At 65.8% G+C, this 16,123-nt stretch carries 15 protein-coding genes; 8 read left to right on the top strand and 7 right to left on the bottom strand.

What is annotated here, in order from left to right; all coding sequences use genetic code 11:
- Positions 1-63: 63 nt before the first annotated feature.
- The 8 genes from AC6RV7_RS00540 (at position 64) to AC6RV7_RS00505 (ending at position 10,048) form a co-directional block, all read left to right on the top strand.
- Positions 64-489, top strand: coding sequence for a YraN family protein (locus AC6RV7_RS00540; RefSeq protein WP_500091932.1), 426 nt, complete (start codon positions 64-66; stop codon positions 487-489).
- 82 nt (positions 490-571) lie between these two features.
- The gene (gene zwf, locus AC6RV7_RS00535; protein ID WP_500091931.1) at positions 572-2,110 is read left to right on the top strand and encodes a glucose-6-phosphate dehydrogenase; all 1,539 of its coding nucleotides are present in this window, start codon (positions 572-574) and stop codon (positions 2,108-2,110) included.
- 38 nt (positions 2,111-2,148) lie between these two features.
- Complete coding sequence (locus AC6RV7_RS00530) at positions 2,149-3,132, top strand: glucose-6-phosphate dehydrogenase assembly protein OpcA (protein ID WP_500091930.1); 984 nt, start codon at positions 2,149-2,151, stop codon at positions 3,130-3,132.
- Positions 3,133-3,308: 176 nt separating this feature from the next.
- Positions 3,309-3,881 carry a MotA/TolQ/ExbB proton channel family protein gene (locus tag AC6RV7_RS00525; protein ID WP_500091929.1) on the top strand — a complete coding sequence of 191 codons (573 nt, stop codon included), beginning with the start codon at positions 3,309-3,311 and terminating at the stop codon, positions 3,879-3,881.
- The gene (locus AC6RV7_RS00520; RefSeq protein WP_500091928.1) at positions 3,878-4,276 is read left to right on the top strand and encodes an ExbD/TolR family protein; all 399 of its coding nucleotides are present in this window, start codon (positions 3,878-3,880) and stop codon (positions 4,274-4,276) included. Before AC6RV7_RS00525 ends, AC6RV7_RS00520 begins: the two co-directional genes overlap by 4 nt.
- 82 nt (positions 4,277-4,358) lie before the next feature.
- Positions 4,359-5,045: an SDR family oxidoreductase gene (locus tag AC6RV7_RS00515; protein WP_500091927.1), complete on the top strand. Its 687-nt coding sequence runs from the start codon at positions 4,359-4,361 to the stop codon at positions 5,043-5,045.
- Between the two features lie 393 nt (positions 5,046-5,438).
- Entirely contained in the window at positions 5,439-8,891 is a 3,453-nt protein-coding gene (locus AC6RV7_RS00510) for a PVC-type heme-binding CxxCH protein (protein WP_500091926.1), read from the top strand.
- A gap of 185 nt (positions 8,892-9,076) precedes the next feature.
- Positions 9,077-10,048, top strand: a complete 972-nt coding sequence (locus AC6RV7_RS00505; RefSeq protein WP_500091925.1) for a glycoside hydrolase family 43 protein — start codon at positions 9,077-9,079, stop codon at positions 10,046-10,048.
- 22 nt (positions 10,049-10,070) lie between these two features.
- On the opposite strand, the gene AC6RV7_RS00500 is transcribed toward AC6RV7_RS00505, so the two are convergent.
- The 7 genes from AC6RV7_RS00500 to AC6RV7_RS00470 all read right to left on the bottom strand — a co-directional run bounded on the left by AC6RV7_RS00500 (position 10,071) and on the right by AC6RV7_RS00470 (position 15,971).
- Positions 10,071-10,442 (bottom strand): VOC family protein, encoded by a 372-nt coding sequence (locus AC6RV7_RS00500; protein ID WP_500091924.1) that lies wholly within the window; start codon positions 10,440-10,442, stop codon positions 10,071-10,073.
- A 52-nt stretch (positions 10,443-10,494) separates the two neighbouring features.
- Positions 10,495-10,923 (bottom strand): CBS domain-containing protein, encoded by a 429-nt coding sequence (locus tag AC6RV7_RS00495; RefSeq protein ID WP_500091923.1) that lies wholly within the window; start codon positions 10,921-10,923, stop codon positions 10,495-10,497.
- A gap of 68 nt (positions 10,924-10,991) precedes the next feature.
- Positions 10,992-12,770 (bottom strand): SLC13 family permease, encoded by a 1,779-nt coding sequence (locus AC6RV7_RS00490; RefSeq protein WP_500091922.1) that lies wholly within the window; start codon positions 12,768-12,770, stop codon positions 10,992-10,994.
- An 87-nt stretch (positions 12,771-12,857) separates the two neighbouring features.
- Entirely contained in the window at positions 12,858-13,634 is a 777-nt protein-coding gene (locus tag AC6RV7_RS00485; RefSeq protein ID WP_500091921.1) for a PPK2 family polyphosphate kinase, read from the bottom strand.
- 51 nt (positions 13,635-13,685) lie between these two features.
- Positions 13,686-14,498, bottom strand: coding sequence for a metallophosphoesterase family protein (locus tag AC6RV7_RS00480; protein WP_500091920.1), 813 nt, complete (start codon positions 14,496-14,498; stop codon positions 13,686-13,688).
- On the bottom strand, positions 14,495-15,403 hold the full coding sequence (locus AC6RV7_RS00475) for a diacylglycerol/lipid kinase family protein (protein WP_500091919.1): 909 nt from the start codon (positions 15,401-15,403) through the stop codon (positions 14,495-14,497). Before AC6RV7_RS00475 ends, AC6RV7_RS00480 begins: the two co-directional genes overlap by 4 nt.
- A 64-nt stretch (positions 15,404-15,467) precedes the next feature.
- Positions 15,468-15,971 (bottom strand): GreA/GreB family elongation factor, encoded by a 504-nt coding sequence (locus tag AC6RV7_RS00470; protein ID WP_500091918.1) that lies wholly within the window; start codon positions 15,969-15,971, stop codon positions 15,468-15,470.
- Positions 15,972-16,123: the final 152 nt, after the last annotated feature.

Genomic DNA, 16,123 nt, shown 5'->3' with positions numbered 1-16,123 from the left:
GGGATTGTCGATGGTGGTCGAAGGCTCGCAATGAGAATCAGCCTCCGCCATACCGCGTTCGCCATGCTGCGATGGATCAAGCGGATTCTGGGAGGACGTCCGGGCGACGGCGCCGGCGAACGCGGCGAGCGGCAGGCGGAAGCGTGGCTGAAACGGGAGAAAGGTTTCTCGATTGTCGCACGCAACTGGCGGAGTCCGCGCGACCGGCGCGAGGAGATCGATCTGGTGTGTCGCGAGGGCGACGTGCTGGTGTTTGTCGAAGTGAAGGCGCGCGCCGCCGCCGCGCTGGTGCCGGGGTATTATGCGGTGGACGAACGCAAGAAGCGTGTGATGCGCCGGGCGATCGACGCCTATCTGCGACGACTGTCCGCGGCGCCGCAGACATTTCGCTTCGATGTGGTGGAGGTTTCGCAGCGTCCCGACGGCGACGTCGCGGAGATCCTGCACTTCGAGAACGTTCCGCTGTTTTCGAAACATTATCGCGGGTGAGCGCGCGGTCGACGATGTGACACGCATCGTCCAATTGGCGACTTGCGTCACCCGCGGAGCGGGTCGAAGTTCGCGGCCGCGCATGGCCGACACACAGCGACATCCTTTTCTGCATGGACTGAGCAAACACCGCGGCGCCCCCCCGACGGTGGTGGTGATTTTCGGCGCCTCTGGCGACCTCACCGCGCGAAAACTCATTCCCGCCGTCTATAACCTCGGCCTCGATGGCTTGCTGCCGGCCGATTTCTTCCTCGTGGGCTACGGCCGGAAGCCGATCCCCGACGACGAGTTTCGCAAACTTTCCGCCGAGGCCATCCACGAGTTCTCGCGTCGTGACCTGATCGAGGACGTGTGGAAGCGCATCGCCGCGCACACGAGCTATGTTGCCGGCGGTTACGACGAGAAGGAGGCGTTCGACCGGCTCGCGGCGCATATCGCCGGGCTCGAAAAAAAGCTCGGGCGGCCGATGCAGACGCTGTTCTACATCTCGACCCCGCCGTCGGTGTTCGCGCCGATCGTCAAGAATCTCGGCGCGAGCGGGCTGGCTTCGAAATACCTCAACGAGCCGCACCACGCGAAGGTGATCATCGAGAAACCGTTCGGCAAGGACCTGGCTTCGGCACAGGCGTTGAACACGGCCATCCGCGCGGTCTTCGAGGAGCGCCAGGTGTATCGTATCGACCATTACCTCGGGAAGGAAACGGTGCAGGACCTGCTCGTGCAGCGCTTCGCGAACGCGATTTTCGAGCCGCTGTGGAATCGCAACTTCATCGACAGCGTGCAGATCACGGTCGCGGAGGAGGTCGGCGTCGGCACGCGCGGCGGTTATTACGAGCAGAGCGGCGCGTTGCGCGACATGATCCAGAATCATACGATGCAGCTGCTGGCGCTTACCGCGATGGAGACGCCGGTGTCGCTCGATGCGGAGGCGATCCGGGACGAGAAGGTGAAGCTGCTGCGTGCGATCCAGCCGCTCGATCTCGGCCCGCAGGGCGATGTCGCGCGGGCCCAATATGACGCCGGCATGATCGGCGGCAAACGCGTGCCCGGCTATCTGGCGGAGGAGGGCATCTCGCCGCAGTCGAGCACCGAGACCTACGCGGCGTTGCGACTCTCCATCAACAACTGGCGCTGGCAGGGCGTGCCGTTCTACCTGCGTTCCGGCAAGCGCATGGCCCGCCGCGTCTCGGAAATCGCGATCAATTTCCGGCGTCCGCCCGGCACGCTGTTCGCCGAAGGCGAGAAGTTCAACCTGGCGGCCAACACGCTCTCGTTCCAGATCCAGCCCGACGAAGGCCTGAGCTTCGTGTTGAACGGCAAGGTGCCGGGACTCGAGACGCGCACGCAGCCGGTGAAGATGAATTTCCGCTACTCGACCACCTTCGGCTCGAACACGCCGGAGGCCTACGAGCGCCTGGTGCTCGATGCGATGGTCGGCGACGGCACGCTCTTCATTCGCGGCGACGAGACCGAGGCGTCGTGGAGGCTCTGCACGCCCATTCTCGAATCGTGGGCCGCCGCCGGTCGCCAAGGTCTGGATACGTATCCCGCCGGCTCCTGGGGCCCGCCGAGCGCGGCGGCGCTGCTCGCCAAGAACGGCCACACCTGGCGGCAGCCGTGAGGCCCGCGCCGCATCGAGCACCGGACCCAAAGCCGATCATGTCTGAGATTTTCAACGCGCTGCCCGGGATCGAGGTCGAAGTGGGCGCCATCGCGAAAAGCCTGGCGCACATGTGGGAGGCCACGGCCGCGAGCGGCCGGGCCGCGCCGGCCTCGAACGACGTCCGCGCGACGCAGGCGAACGTGGTGCTGCATCTCGGGTTCAACACAACGCCCGCCGATGCGCTCGAACAGTTCCAGACCATGCTGCGTTTCTCGCAGCGTTATCCCAGCCGAGTGGTTGTGCTCTGTCCGCTCAAGGAAGAGCACGGTGCGACCGAGATGCGGGCGAAGATCTATGGCGAATGTTTCCTCGGGCGCTCGAAGGGAGACACCCGCTGCGTCGAGTTCGTGATGCTCAGTTATCCGATCGTGGCGCGGCAGCGGCTGGAGGATCAGGTGTCGATCTGCCTCTCGACGGACCTGCCGCTCTACTACTGGGTGCACCGTTTTCTGACGACCCAGCGGATGGCCGACTACACTTACCTGCTGTCGCGCGCCAAACGCGTGCTGATCGACAGCGCGACGGCGCCGGCCGACACCCTGGCTTATCCGTGGCCGAATCCGGCGGCGCTGCGGGACCTGGTGTATTGCCGCCTGCTGCCGGTGCGCCAGACGGTCGGCCAGTTTCTCGCGGGCTATTCGCCGGAGATACTGGTGGACGGGTTGAAGGCCGTCACGGTGCGCCATGGGGGCGAGCTTGCCGCGGAAGCGCGGGTCACGCTCGGCTGGCTGCAGCGCCGGCTCGCCGCTTGCGGCGCGACGGTGCAGGACATCGCCTTTGCGGACGAAACCGACGGCAACGGAAAATTCGAAATCCATTTCGCCTATGCGACCGCGGGGAAATTCTTCCATTGGGCCGGGGATCTGACGACCCGCCATGCGATGTTCGAGGCGGATTTCGGTTCCGGCCCGGCGACGCTGCCTGCGCCGGTCAGCCTGCTCGCACCGGAGTGGGCGCTGAGCGAGGCGATGTTCTTCTAGGGAGACGCCCGCCGGAAACACCCCGCGTGGTCGCGCCGTAACTTGGCTGCGGCGGTCGGCGTCTGCCTGGACTCTTCTCCGGCTCTTGCCAACGAGAACGCGTAGCGCCATGCACTTGCCCCGTTTTCCTTGAACTTTTGCTGGGACCGAACGTCACATCGTGCACTTTCTTTTCCATGTTCATCGCCATGATTGAGGTCTTCAAGGGCGCGGGCGTCCTGATCTATCCGCTTGGGATCTGCTCCGCCGCGGCGGTATTCATCATCTGCGAGCGCGCTTATGCGTTGCGCCGGGTGGCCGTGATGCCGCCCGACCTGGTCGACGCCGTGGTCAACGGCCGGCCGCTCGTCGGCGGGAGGCACACGGTGCTTTCGCGCATCGTGGAGTTCGCCGAGATGCACAAGCATGACGAGGACGCAGTGAAGGCCTTCGCCCGCCTCGAAATCAACCGGATGGAGCGCGGCATCCCGTATCTCGACGTCATCTATGCCGCCGCGCCGCTCATTGGCCTCACGGGCACGGTGACCGGCCTGCTCCAGGTATTCTCCCAGATCGCGCCCGACACGGGCCTGCCCGATCCGGTCAACTTCACGAAAGGCGTCGCCCTCGCGCTGTCCGCCACGGTCATCGGCCTGTCGATTGCGATTCCGTCGCTGGTCGGCAGCGGTTACCTCCAGCGGAAAATCGAGAATTACGCGGCGCAACTCGATGTGCTGCTCGAGCGCATCCTGCAGCGCGGCCGGGTATGAGCGGCCTCGTTCGCAAACGGCGCAAACGGCCCGAGATGAACCTCGTGCCGCTGATCGACGTGCTGGTCATGTTGATCTTTTTCGCGTTCGTCACGATGCAGTTCAAATCGGCGGCGACCCTGAACATCACGCTGCCGAAGGTGGAGACCGCCGGCAAAAACGAGTTCAAGGGCAACATCACCATCTCGATCGACAAGGAGGGGCAGCTCACCTTCAACGGCAAGCCGATCCCCGACGAGGCGCTGCCCGGCCTCCTGCGCGAAGTGCACAACGTCGACCGCACGATTCCCGTGCTGATCAAGGCCGACGAAAACACGCCGCTGAAAAAAGTGACCTACGTGTGGGACGAATGCCGCAAGGTCGGTCTCACGCGGCAAAGCATCCAGTCGCGCTGACGCCGCAGTCCGCGAACGGAACCCGGTGGGACGAGCAATCGCGCGGTTGCGCGCGCGAAGCGGACCCCCAGAGTGGGCGGGCATGAAGATTCTGATCACCGGAGCGACGCGCGGCCTCGGTCGCGCCCTGGCGGAGGAATTCATTCGCGGCGGGCACACCGTGTTCGGCTGCGGACGCAACGGCGAAGCCATTTTCGACCTGCGCATGGCGTATCCGGAACCGCATGACTTCTCCGTCGTCGACGTGGCGCTCGACAACAAGGTCGCTCTCTGGGCCGCCAAGGTCCTCGAGCACGATGCCGCGCCCGACCTGCTCATCAACAACGCCGGCGTCATCAACCAGAACGCGAATCTCTGGGAGATCTCCGACCGCGATTTCACGAAAGTCATCGACGTCAACGTGCGCGGCGTGGCTAACGTGATCCGTCATTTCGTGCCCGCGATGGTCGCGCGGAAAAAAGGCGTGATCGTCAATTTCAGCTCCGGTTGGGGCCGCAGCACGTCGCCCGAGGTGGCACCGTATTGTGCGTCGAAGTTTGCGATCGAGGGACTCACGCAGGCGCTCGCGCAGGAACTGCCGGACGGCATGGCCGCAGTCGCGTTGAATCCCGGCGTGATCGACACCGACATGCTGCGCACCTGCTGGGCGGATGGCGCAGGGAGTTACCCGAAAGCGGAAGCCTGGGCGAAAGCCGCTGCGCCGTTTCTGCTCGGCCTCGGGCCGAAACACAATGGCCGCGCTCTGAGTGTGTCGTCGTTCGAAGACTGAGGCGGCCCACGGAACACACAGAAGACACGGAAGAGTGGGTTTTCTTAAACCACGAAACACACCAAACACACGAAAGCTCAGACCCCGGGAAAGGTAGGGGCGGCTCTCCGAGCCGTCCGTGGTTTGGCCCACCTCCGCCGCCATGCGGCGAGTTTAAGGTTCAAAGTTTAGCGTTTAAGGGGCGCGATTGAACCTTCCCGCGTGCGCGGCTCGCGGGAATTGCGCCGCTCAAACAAGCGATCCTGATTTCCGTGTTTTTCCGTGTGTTCCGTGAGCCCTCTGCTTGTTTGCCGCTGCTCCGACGAGCGCCCGCGCGAGTCATTTTCTGCTTTTCGCACCGGCGGATGTCACTCTTGCCCCGCGCGTGCGACTAACACACGTTTCCCATTCCACATGCAGTCCCCTGTTCTTCCCCGCGTGGCGGCGCTCGCCGCTGGTCTCCTGGTGTTATTTTCCGCAGGCGTGCGCGCCGTGGAAGTCGAAGCGGATGCCTCCGCGTCCGTGCCGCGAGGGCTGAAGGATCCCGGGACGCGCCTCGCCGAAGCGGAGATCGCGCCGGCCTCGAACGAAGCCGAGCAGGCGCTGAAACGCATGCAGCTGCCGGCCGGCCTGCAAGCCTCGCTGTGGGCGGCGGAGCCGATGCTGGCGAACCCGGTGGCGTTCAACATCGACGAGCAGGGCCGCATCTTCGTGGCTGAGACCTATCGCTACGGCTCCAGCGTGCTCGATATCCGCAACTATCTCTGGATGCTCGAGGACGATCTCGCGTGTCGCACGATCGAGGATCGCACGAAATTGATCGCGGCGAAGTTCGGCCCCGAAGGCACGAAGGAACTGTCGCTGGAAAGCGAGCGGCTCCGGCTGCTCGAGGATCGCGATGGCGACGGCAAGGCGGACTTTTCCACGGTTTACGCGGAGGGTTTCAACACGCCGCTCGATGGTGTGGCGGCGGGCGTGCTGATCCGCCGCGGCGAAGTCTGGTTCACCAACATCCCGAGTCTCTGGAAACTCACCGGCCGCGAGAAGGCCGAGCAGCGCGTCGAGCTCAGCCGCGGTTACGGCGTTCGTTTCAACTACACCGGTCACGACCTGCACGGGCCGATCTGGGGACCGGATGGGAAAATCTATTTCAGCATCGGCGATCGCGGCGCGCATGTGCCCACGAAGGAAGGCGGCGTCGTCGACGTCCCGGACATGGGCGCGGTTTTTCGCTGCAATCCCGACGGCACCGAACTGGAGCTCTTCGCCTACGGCCTGCGCAATCCGCAAAGCCTGCTGTTCACGGAAAACGGCGATCTTTTCACCGGCGACAACGACTCCGACCAGGGCGACCAGGAGCGACTGGTGCAACTCGTCGAGAATGGCGACAGCGGCTGGCGCGTCGGTTATCAGTTCGCGCCGCTGGGCAACGCCGGTCCGTGGAACACCGAAAAAATGTGGCACCCGCGCCACGCCGGACAGGCTGCGTATCTGCTCCCGCCGATTGCCAATATCGAGGACGGTCCGTCCGGCATCGCTTACTACCCCGGCACGGGCCTCAACGACAGCTATCGCGGCAGCATCTTCATCACCCATTTCAAGGGCAGCATCGCCCGCAGCGGCATCTTCGATTACAAGCTGAAGCCGGCCGGCGCTTCTTACGCGATCGCGGACGCGAAGCCGTTCCTGACCTCCTCGCTGCCGACCGACGTGCGTTTCGGGCCCGATGGCCGCGTGTATTATTCCGACTGGGCCGAGGGCTGGCCGAAATCGAAGAAGGGCCGCATCTATGCGATCTTCGATCCCGCTCACGTGAACGATCCGCTCGTGAAGGAAACGAAGGCGATCATCGCGTCCGATTTCACGCGCAAATCGGACGACACGCTCGTGCAACTTCTCGCGCACGCCGACTGGCGCGTGCGGCTCGAGGCGCAATTCACGCTCGCCGAACGCGGCGCGAAGAGCATCGCGCGTTTCGCCTCCGTGCTGCAGCGTCCGGAACCGGGATACGCCGGGTTGCATGCGATTTGGGGACTGGGGCAGCTCGCGGCCCGGGAGACGTCGGCGCTCGCGCCGGTGCGGGCCGCGCTCAAGCACGGAGACGCCGAGGTGCGGGCGCAGGCGGCGAAGGTTTTGGGCGATCGTCGGATGAACGAGGCCTTTGACGACCTGATCGCCGCGCTCCGTGACGATCAGGCCCGCGTGCGTTTCTTCGCCGCGCAGAGTCTCGGGAAGCTCGGTCGTCCGGAAGCGGCGCCGGCGCTGCTCGCGGTCTTGCGGGAGAACGACGACCGCGATCTCTACCTGCGCCACGCCGCGGTGATGGGCCTGGTCGGCGGCAAAAATCTCGAGGCGCTCGCGGCCGCGGCGAAGTCGGATTCGCGCGCCGAGCGGCTCGGCGTGTTGCTCGCGTGGCGCCGGCTGCATCGCCCGGAGCTCGCGCAGTTTCTCTCGGACGCGGATCCGTTCCTGCGACGCGAGGCCGCGCTGGCGATCAACGACGAACCGGTCGACGGTGCCTTCCCGGCGCTCGCGGCCTTGTTGAGCGACGCCTCGTCCGGGACGGCGGCGGACGAACCCGTGATGTTGCGGGCGATCAACGCGAATTTCCGTCTCGGCGGCGTCGACCACGCCCAGGCTCTCGCCCGCTACGCGGCGCAGGCCGGCGCTCCGGCCGCGCTGCGCGCCGAGGCGCTGAAGCAACTCGCGCTCTGGCGCAAGCCCCCGGCGCGCGACCGCATCGTGGGCGTGTATCGACCGATCCATGACGCCGGCCGCGCGCCCGAGGCGGCCGCGGTCGCGTTGAGCGAAGTCGCGGGATCGATTCTCTCGGGCGGTGCCGCCAGTGAGGTCGAGGCGGCGGCGATCGAGGCGATCGTGGCCTTGCAGGCGCGAGCGGCGGCCGACGCGCTCGTGGCCACCGTGCGCGACGCGCAGCAGCCCGGCGACATCCGGGCGGCCGCGCTCGCGGCCCTGGCCAAGCTGCAGGCGGGCGATTTGACGGAACTGGTCGCGTTCGCCCGCGAATCGGATTCTCCCGAACTGCGGATCGCGGCGCTGCCGGTCGCGGCGAAACTCTCGCCGGAGGCCGCCGCGCCGCTGCTGGAAAAGCTCGCGACGCAGGGCAACGCCGAGGAGCAGCGCGCCGCTTACCAGGCGCTCGGCACGCTGCAGCTGCCCGCGGCGGACAAGCTACTCATCGCGCAACTCAAGAAGCTGAACGCGGGCGAGATTCCCGCGCCCGCGCAGCTCGAGCTGCTCGAGGCGCTGCAACAGCGCAGCGATCCGGCGATCAAGCAGATGCTCGCGGACCGCGATGCCGCGCTCGCCGCCAGCCCCGATCCGCTCGCGCCTTACCGCGTCGCCCTCGAAGGCGGCAATCCCCGCAAGGGTCGCGATATTTTCCGCAGCCAGCCGGTCATGTCGTGTATCCGTTGTCATGATGCAGGCTTCGGCGGCGGCGACGCCGGCCCGAATCTGGTGATGGTGGGAGCCCGCCGCACGCGCGAGTATCTGCTCGAAGCGGTGGTGAAGCCCAACGCCGCGATCGCGCCCGGTTTCGACAGCGTGGTCGTCACGTTGAAGTCCGGCGGCCTCGTCGGCGGTATCGTTTCGACGGAGACGGAAGACACGCTGAGCCTGAAGGACGCGGACGGCAAAGTGGTCGAAGTGAAAAAGTCGAACATCGCCAGCCGCGAAGGGGCGCCCTCGTCGATGCCGGAGATCTACGGCGCGGTGCTGTCGAAGACGGAGCTGCGCGACGTCGTCGCGTTTCTGGCGAGCCTGACGAAGGAGTCCGGCGGTGGCGCCGGTCCGGAAAAGTTGCGCGCGCTTCGCACCGAGGAGGAAATCGCCGCGATGCAGTGAACGCGGGCCGCTGACGGCACCGCGCGACGACGCCAAGGGGCGAAGCATAGCGAAGGATTCATGGTCCTTCGCGCGTCTTCGCTCCGCTTCGCGGCTTCCGGCTTTGGTTCGGCTTGATGCTTCTTCGACCTCCTCGCTTGCGCGGGGAGGTGGAGCTGCGCAGGTTGCCGCCGATCTGAGGCGGCATGGCGCGCGATACCTTGAGTTATACGAATCCGGTCTGGCCGGGTTATCTCGCGGATCCCTTCGTGTTTCAACACGAGGGGATCTATTACGCGGTAGGCACGGGCTCGGACGAGGGTAACGGACGCCAGCCGGACGGCCGCGTGTTTCCGGTCCTGCGTTCGCCGGATCTGGTGCACTGGACGCAGCTCGGCGGCGCGCTCGAGCCTCTGCCGGCGGCGCCTGCCAGCACCGCGTATTGGGCGCCGGAGGTGGCGGAGCGCGACGGCGTATTCCATATGTATTACGCGGCGGACATGCGACTGCGCGTGGCGAAGGCGCGGCGTCCGGAAGGTCCCTATCGCGACGCGGGAGTGGATCTGTTTCCCGAGGAGAAATTTTCGATCGACGCGAATCCGTTTCGCGATCCGCGGGATGGACAATGGTATCTGTTTTTCGCGAAAGATTATTTCGACGAACGCGTCGGCACCGGCATCGCGGTGGTGCCGCTGGCCGACGACATGGTGACGCCGCGTGAGGCGCCGCGCACCGTGGTGCGGGCGCAGAGCGACTGGCAGATTTTTCAGCGCGACCGGCTGTGGTATGGACGAAAGTGGGACGCGTGGCACACGGTGGAGGGACCCTTCGTCGTCGCTCACGACGGGCGCTACTATTGCCTCTATTCCGGCGGCTGCTGGGAAACGCCCGGTTACGGCGTCAGCTTTGCCGTCGCCGATCATCCGCTTGGCCCCTGGAGCGACGAATGGAGTGAGGCGGGACCGGTGGTGTTGCGCGGCATCGAGGGCCAGGTCGTCGGACCCGGCCACAATTCCGTGGTGCGCGGGCCCGATGGCCAGCGTTGGTGGATCGTCTATCACGCCTGGAATGCGGAACGCACGCGCCGCCAGATGTGCGTCGATCCGCTGGTCTTCACGCCGGCGGGGCCGCGCTGCCTCGGTCCGACGACCACACGTCAGGCTTTCGAGGGAGCCTGAGAGTAATTGCGCTGCGTTGTCGTCAGCTGTTTTTGCGATGATGGAGCGTGAGGCGGTTCTCGTCGGGATCGAGCACGACCGCCATCCAGCACACGGGCGTTTCCTGCGGTTCCCAGAGAAACTTCACCTGTTCAGCTTTCATGCGCTTCACCCACGCGTCGAAATCATCGACCTCCAGCGCCGCGCCCGGCCCGCCGTTGGCCGGCGGCCATTCCGCGCCCCCGGCAACGATCGCCAGACACCCAGGGCCGATGTCGTATTCCACCCAGCTGGGATTGGACTCGTCGCCCCATGCGCGCGACGTCTTCAGGCCAAGCACGCCCTCGTAGAAACGGCGGGCGCGCGTCATGTCGGTCACCGGATACGCGGTGAACGCGATTTCCTTGATCGTCATTCGTATAAAATAACGGGTTTCCTCGCCGGCGCCAGCGGCAGGATCCGCGTCTTTACGGCAGCGGCATCGCCGGTTCCGAGACAGTTTTGAGCACCTTGCCGGACATGCCGGCGTGCACGTCGACGGCGAGATCGCCGAGCGACACGATGCCGACCAGGCTGTCGCGCGCGTCGACCACCGGGAGTCGTCGTACCTGGTATTTTTGCATGAGCTCCGCCGCTTCGTCGACCTCCTGATCCTCCCGGATCGAGATCGAGCCTTGGGACATGACATCGCGCACGAGCGTGGCCCGTGGATCCTCGCCGTCGGCCACGACCTGCAGGACGATGTCGCGGTCGGTCAACATGCCCACGATCCGGTCGCCTTCGAGCACCGGCACGACTCCGACATCGTGAAGGCGCATCAATCCGGCTGCTTCGATCACGGCGGTTTCGGGCCCGACGGAGTGCGTGCCCCTGGTCATCATCTCGCGAATTTTCATGAGGTGCGGAATGTATCCCGTCGTTGCGTCCCGGCCATGGGGCGGGTTCCGGCTTGCGCGGACGGAGATCATTGCAGCGGCCAGAAGCGAGGAACCAGGAACATCGCGAGAATCAGCAGCAACACGGTGAGCGGAGCTCCGACGCGAAGAAAATCGGCGAACCGATATTGACCCGGCCCATAGACCATCACGCAGGCGGGTTCGAGCGGCGTGAGATACGAGCAACTCGCGGCCACCGCGATCATGATGGCAAAGGCGCGGGGGTTCAGATGGAGCTGCGCTGCGGTGTGCACGGCGATGGGCAGGATGACGGCCGCGGCGGCCTGGTTGGACATCGGCTGCGTGAGGGCGACGGTGAGAACGAAAAAGCCGCCCAACAGCCAGAGCGGGGACACTCCGGCGCTCGCCGCGGCCAGCAATTCCGCGAGATAGGCGGCGGTCCCCGTGCGCACCATCGCTTCTCCGAGCGCGAGCATGCAGGCGATCAGAATCACCGCCCGCCACTCGACCTCGCGATACGCGTCGGAGGGTGCGATGCAGCGGGTGAGGAAAATCAAAAACGCGCCGAGCAGCACCGCGACCGGAAGCGGGAGGACATTGAACGTGGCGAGCAGCAGCGAGCCCACGAAGATCGCGATCGAACGCCAGGCGCGACCGCGGTCGACGCGATGTTCCGTCACGGCATTCAGGACCGAGACGGCGCCGTCGTCGGCGAGCCGCGCGATCGATTCCTTCCGGCCCTGTAGCAGCAACATGTCGCCGGCGCGGAGCACGGTGCGGCTCAGTTTCTCGAGCATGTTTTGGCCGTGGCGATTCAGGCCGAGCACCTGCAGCCGATAACGTTCGCGGAAGCCGACGGAGCGCAGCGTGCGACCGATCAGCAGCGAGCGCGGGACGATCAACGCTTCCGCCAAGGTGATGTCCTCGACGTTGAGATCGGGATCGGAAAGCGCCACGTCCGGACGGATCTCGATTCCGACGGTGTCTTTAACCTTCAGGACGTTCTCGCGGGCGCCTTTCACCAGCAGCACGTCACCGGCGCGGATCGCCATCGTGCGACGCGGCCACACGTAGGTGTCGGGCTGGCGTAGCACGCGGATCACCTCGAGGTCCATATCGCGCCCGAGCCCGGCCTGGTCGAAGGTCTTTCCGACCAGCGGAGAATCGGGCAGCACGAGCACTTCGGTCACGTAGGCGCGCACGTTGAACTGGTCCACGAGGTTTTCGGCAGGGGCGCGTTGCGGGATGATCCGGCGGCCGATGAAAAACATGTAGAGCAGCCCGACCGCGAGGATCGGAAGGCCGACGGGCGTCAGTTCGAACATCCCGAGCGGCTGCAATCCCGCGCGGGTCATGAGCCCGCTGACGACGAGGTTGGTGGAGGTGCTGATCAGCGTGACGGAGCTCGCGAGAATCGAGGCGAACGCCACCGGCATCAGCAAACTCGAGGGCGAGATCTTGGCCTTTGCGGCGATGCCGATCACCACCGGCAGAAACAGGGCGGCGGCCGCGGTGTTGCTGATGAAGGTGCTGAGGGTGGCCACCGCCAGCATGATCGCCGCGAACAACCCGTTGGTCCTCGTGCCGGCGTGCCGCAGGATCGCGCGCGCGACGAGGTCGACCACTCCGGTGCCGACGAGCGCCGCGGTCATGATCAACAGCGCGAGGATCATGATCACGGTGTCGCTGCCAAACCCGGCGAACGCATCCCGCGCCGGCAGCAGCCCGGTGAGTATCAACGCGAGCAGGACGCCCAGCGCCACGACGTCGCTCGAAACCCATTCGAACGAAAAGAGGATCAGCGCCACGACGACGATGCCAAGCAGCAGGGCGATCGAGAGAGTCACCGCCGTATGGTGCGAAAGAAGGGGGCGCAAGTTCCCCCGATCGGGCCCGTCCGTTCGCGACGACCGGAAAGTCCCGGTGTCGGCCGCTCAATCGATCTTCACTTTCGAAAAGTCCGCCTTGGCCTTCGGCCATTTCAAATCCAGCGCTTCGAACGTGTCCACGACGAGCCGGGCAATGAGGTGATCGCGATACCAGTTGTGGTCGGCGGGGATGACGTGCCAGGGAGCGGCGCGGTGACTGGTCTGGTTAAGCATGTCCTCGAACGCCTCGGCGTAGTCGTCCCAGCGTTTTCGCACGTCGAGATCGGCAGGGGAGAACTTCCAGTGCTTCTTCGGATTGTTCAGGCGCTCGCGGAAACGCCGCGCCTGTTCCTCGCGGCTCAGGTGCAGGAAGAATTTCAACAGCACGACCTTGTTGGCGGCCAGCATGCGTTCCCAGTCGACGATTTGCTCATAGCGTGGCTTCCAGACCCCCGGCGGCACGATGCCGAGCACGCGTTCGGCCAGCACCGCTTCGTAGTGCGAGCGGTTGAACACGCCGATGTTGCCGTAGCGCGGCACCGCGCGGTGCACGCGCCACAAAAAGTCATGCGCCCGCTCCTCCTCGGAGGGCACCTTGAAGTTCGCCACCTCGACGCCGGCGGGATTGACCTCGCGGAGCACGCTGCGGACCGAGCCGTCCTTGCCGCTCGCATCGATGCCCTGGAAAATCATCAGCACGGCGTGCGTGCCGTTGGCGTAGAGCAACGGCTGCAAGTCGCCGATGCGCTCGTGCAGCTTGGCGGTTTTCGCCTTCGTCACGGCTTTGTCCAGGCCGCGGGTGTCGTCGGGATTGAGGCGTTTGAGACGGAACTTGGTTTTCACAGGTGCCGACAGACTACGAGACTCGCGCCGAGTTGCCACGCGCCCGGCGATTCAGGTCGGCGAGGAATCCAGGATCCACCCATCGGGGTAGCGGCGATAACCACGGGTGTTCAGCGGCCGAAACCCTGCGCCCGACCAGGCCCGAATCTCGAACTCCAACCGGTCGCCGGATAACGCGATCCAGTTGTAGGCGTTGGCCTCGTGCCGGGTGCGACCGGAGGTGGCGGTGCCGGCCTGCGCCGCAACGATCGCGCGCTGCGAGGCCGGATAATGTGAACGCACGTCGCCGCTGTAGCCGCGATGCAGGTGTCCGGCGAGCAACAGGTCCGCGCCACCCGCCGCCAGAATCGGAATGGCGAGTGCGGCGCGCCCCACCAGATCGATGCCGATGCCATCCGGCGGCGGCAGAAAGGGATGATGCGTCACCACGACTTTCAGTCGGGCGCCCGCGCCGTTCAGCCGCTGCTCAAGCAACCGCAGCTGTTCCGCCGAGATGCGGCCGCTTTTCCAGGTAAACGATCGCGCGGTGTTCAGCCCGATGACGGCGACCTCGTCGTGCAACAGCAAAGGATTCGGGTCCTCCGATATGAAGCGGCGATAGCGGGCGAGCGGGGCGAGAAACCGGCGCACGACGTCGTAAAGCGGCACATCGTGATTGCCCGGCACGACGAGCTGCGGCCGGGGCAGCTGGTCCAGCCAGGCGCGCGCATGGCGGAATTGGGAACGCCGGGCGCGTTGCGTGAGATCGCCACTGACGACGACCAGCGACGGGCGGCGTTCCTGAAGCTCGGCGGCGAGCGCCGCGACGACGGCGGGAATTTCGGTGCCGAAATGCAGGTCCGAGAGATGGGCGATCGTGGTCACGGGCGGGATCCGGCGGGCGGCGCGAGCACGCGCAGGGCGAGCGGCCGGCAGCGAAATTTCAGCGGAGGTGCCAGGTCGACGAGTTCGCCGTCGCACGCGACCGGCAGCCGCGGTTTCGCCACCGAAATCGTCGCGCGGTCGGTGTCCTGCACGTCGAGGCGATCGGTGTCGTCGAGATCGCGGGTGAGTGCCTGCGCGACGAGGCCGAGCACTGCCCAGCGGCTTTGCGCCCGCGTGGTGTAGAGGCACAACCGGCCCTCATCGAGCCGTGGCCGGAGGTCGCTGTTCAGGACATGGCCGGAGTAGCGATTGTTGGCGATCACCGCAAACGGCGAGCGAAGGCAGGTGGTGCCCGCGGGCGTCTCGATCGTGAAGCGATGCCGGCGCAGCCGGCGAAAAACCTGCCAGCAGGCGAGTGCCATCGCCCGCCATTTGCCGTGGCCCCGTTCGCGTCGCAGCGCGTCGCGTCGCCGCACCGCCTCCCCATAGGAGCCGAGCGAGCAGTTGTTGATGAACACGCGACCGTTGACCTCGGCGACATCCACCCGGCGTTCGACGGCGGTGGCGAGCGTCCGAATGGCTTCGCGCCAGTCGGCGGGCAGGCCGAGGTCCCGGGCGAAATGATTCAGCGTGCCCAGCGGCAGCACCCCCAGCGGCACGCCGGAATCGGCCAGCCTGCCCGCGGCGGCGCTCACCGTCCCGTCTCCGCCGCCCGCGAAAATCGCGTCCGGCCGGCGCGCGAGCGCGGCGGCGAAGGTGCGGTCAACCTCTCCGCCCTCGAGCGGCAGGAGCGCGACGCTCACCCCCGCCTGCGCAAACGCCTGCTGCAGCGCCTGGTCCGAGGCCTCCGCGTCGGAACCGGCGGCTGCACCGGCTTTACGATTAAGGACGAGGATGGCGTTCATCGCCCGGCGCTGACCGGTCAGCTGCCGGCAGGTTCGCGCGGGGAAGATCGAGGCTCTGCAAAACTCAGTATTCGACGTGCAGGATCTCGAGTCTGCGTTCGCCCGCTGGCGCCTTGAAACGGACGATGTCGCCGCGGCGGTGGTTCAGCAGCGCCCGCGCGATCGGCGAGGTCCAGCTGACGGCGGAGTCCTCGAAATCGGCTTCGTCCACACCCACAATGCGATACTTCGTCACCTCGCCATCCTCGGCCTCCACGGTGACGGACGCGCCGAAACGAACCACGCCGTCGTTATGTTCGGGTGGGCTGACGATTTCCGCGGTTGCGAGACTCTGCTGCAAATAACGGATGCGCTGGTCGAGCACCTTGAGTTGTCGTCGGATCTCCGGGTCGTCGGAGCCGGTGAGACGCGGACGTTCCTGCTGCACGAACTGACTCAGCTCCTCGCGCAGCCGTTCTGCTCCCGCTTGCGTCAGATAATTCCTGGCTCCCGCCGGCAGAACCTGCGCCAAAGGCGCCGGCTCCGGAACCGTTCCCAAATCGGATTCGCGAAGGAATGCTTTGCTCATGGGAAAATATAGCCGTGCGATGCGGCATTACAACCTGCCGGGACGAGCGGTTTGGACGGGGCTGAGGCTGTAAAAAACCGATTTAAACGCGACGCGGCGCGGGCTCAGGCGTGCCGCGGCGACCGGCCGAAGCCACCGGATCTGAAACAGCT

The sequence above is a fragment of the Opitutus sp. sgz309028 genome (assembly GCF_059821195.1).
Note: the sequence above shows the minus strand (reverse complement) of the source record. Positions and strands in the feature narration are given on the sequence as shown.

What these genes read in the sequence shown, in the direction of transcription:
- zwf (WP_500091931.1), top strand. Translation starts at nt 572, where the DNA reads ATGGCCGACACACAGCGACATCCTTTTCTGCATGGACTGAGCAAACAC.
- AC6RV7_RS00470 (WP_500091918.1), bottom strand. Translation starts at nt 15,971, where the DNA reads ATGAGCAAAGCATTCCTTCGCGAATCCGATTTGGGAACGGTTCCGGAG.
- AC6RV7_RS00540 (WP_500091932.1), top strand. Translation starts at nt 64, where the DNA reads ATGCTGCGATGGATCAAGCGGATTCTGGGAGGACGTCCGGGCGACGGC.
- AC6RV7_RS00500 (WP_500091924.1), bottom strand. Translation starts at nt 10,442, where the DNA reads ATGACGATCAAGGAAATCGCGTTCACCGCGTATCCGGTGACCGACATG.
- AC6RV7_RS00495 (WP_500091923.1), bottom strand. Translation starts at nt 10,923, where the DNA reads ATGAAAATTCGCGAGATGATGACCAGGGGCACGCACTCCGTCGGGCCC.
- AC6RV7_RS00530 (WP_500091930.1), top strand. Translation starts at nt 2,149, where the DNA reads ATGTCTGAGATTTTCAACGCGCTGCCCGGGATCGAGGTCGAAGTGGGC.
- AC6RV7_RS00505 (WP_500091925.1), top strand. Translation starts at nt 9,077, where the DNA reads ATGGCGCGCGATACCTTGAGTTATACGAATCCGGTCTGGCCGGGTTAT.
- AC6RV7_RS00520 (WP_500091928.1), top strand. Translation starts at nt 3,878, where the DNA reads ATGAGCGGCCTCGTTCGCAAACGGCGCAAACGGCCCGAGATGAACCTC.
- AC6RV7_RS00475 (WP_500091919.1), bottom strand. Translation starts at nt 15,403, where the DNA reads ATGAACGCCATCCTCGTCCTTAATCGTAAAGCCGGTGCAGCCGCCGGT.
- AC6RV7_RS00525 (WP_500091929.1), top strand. Translation starts at nt 3,309, where the DNA reads ATGTTCATCGCCATGATTGAGGTCTTCAAGGGCGCGGGCGTCCTGATC.
- AC6RV7_RS00515 (WP_500091927.1), top strand. Translation starts at nt 4,359, where the DNA reads ATGAAGATTCTGATCACCGGAGCGACGCGCGGCCTCGGTCGCGCCCTG.
- AC6RV7_RS00510 (WP_500091926.1), top strand. Translation starts at nt 5,439, where the DNA reads ATGCAGTCCCCTGTTCTTCCCCGCGTGGCGGCGCTCGCCGCTGGTCTC.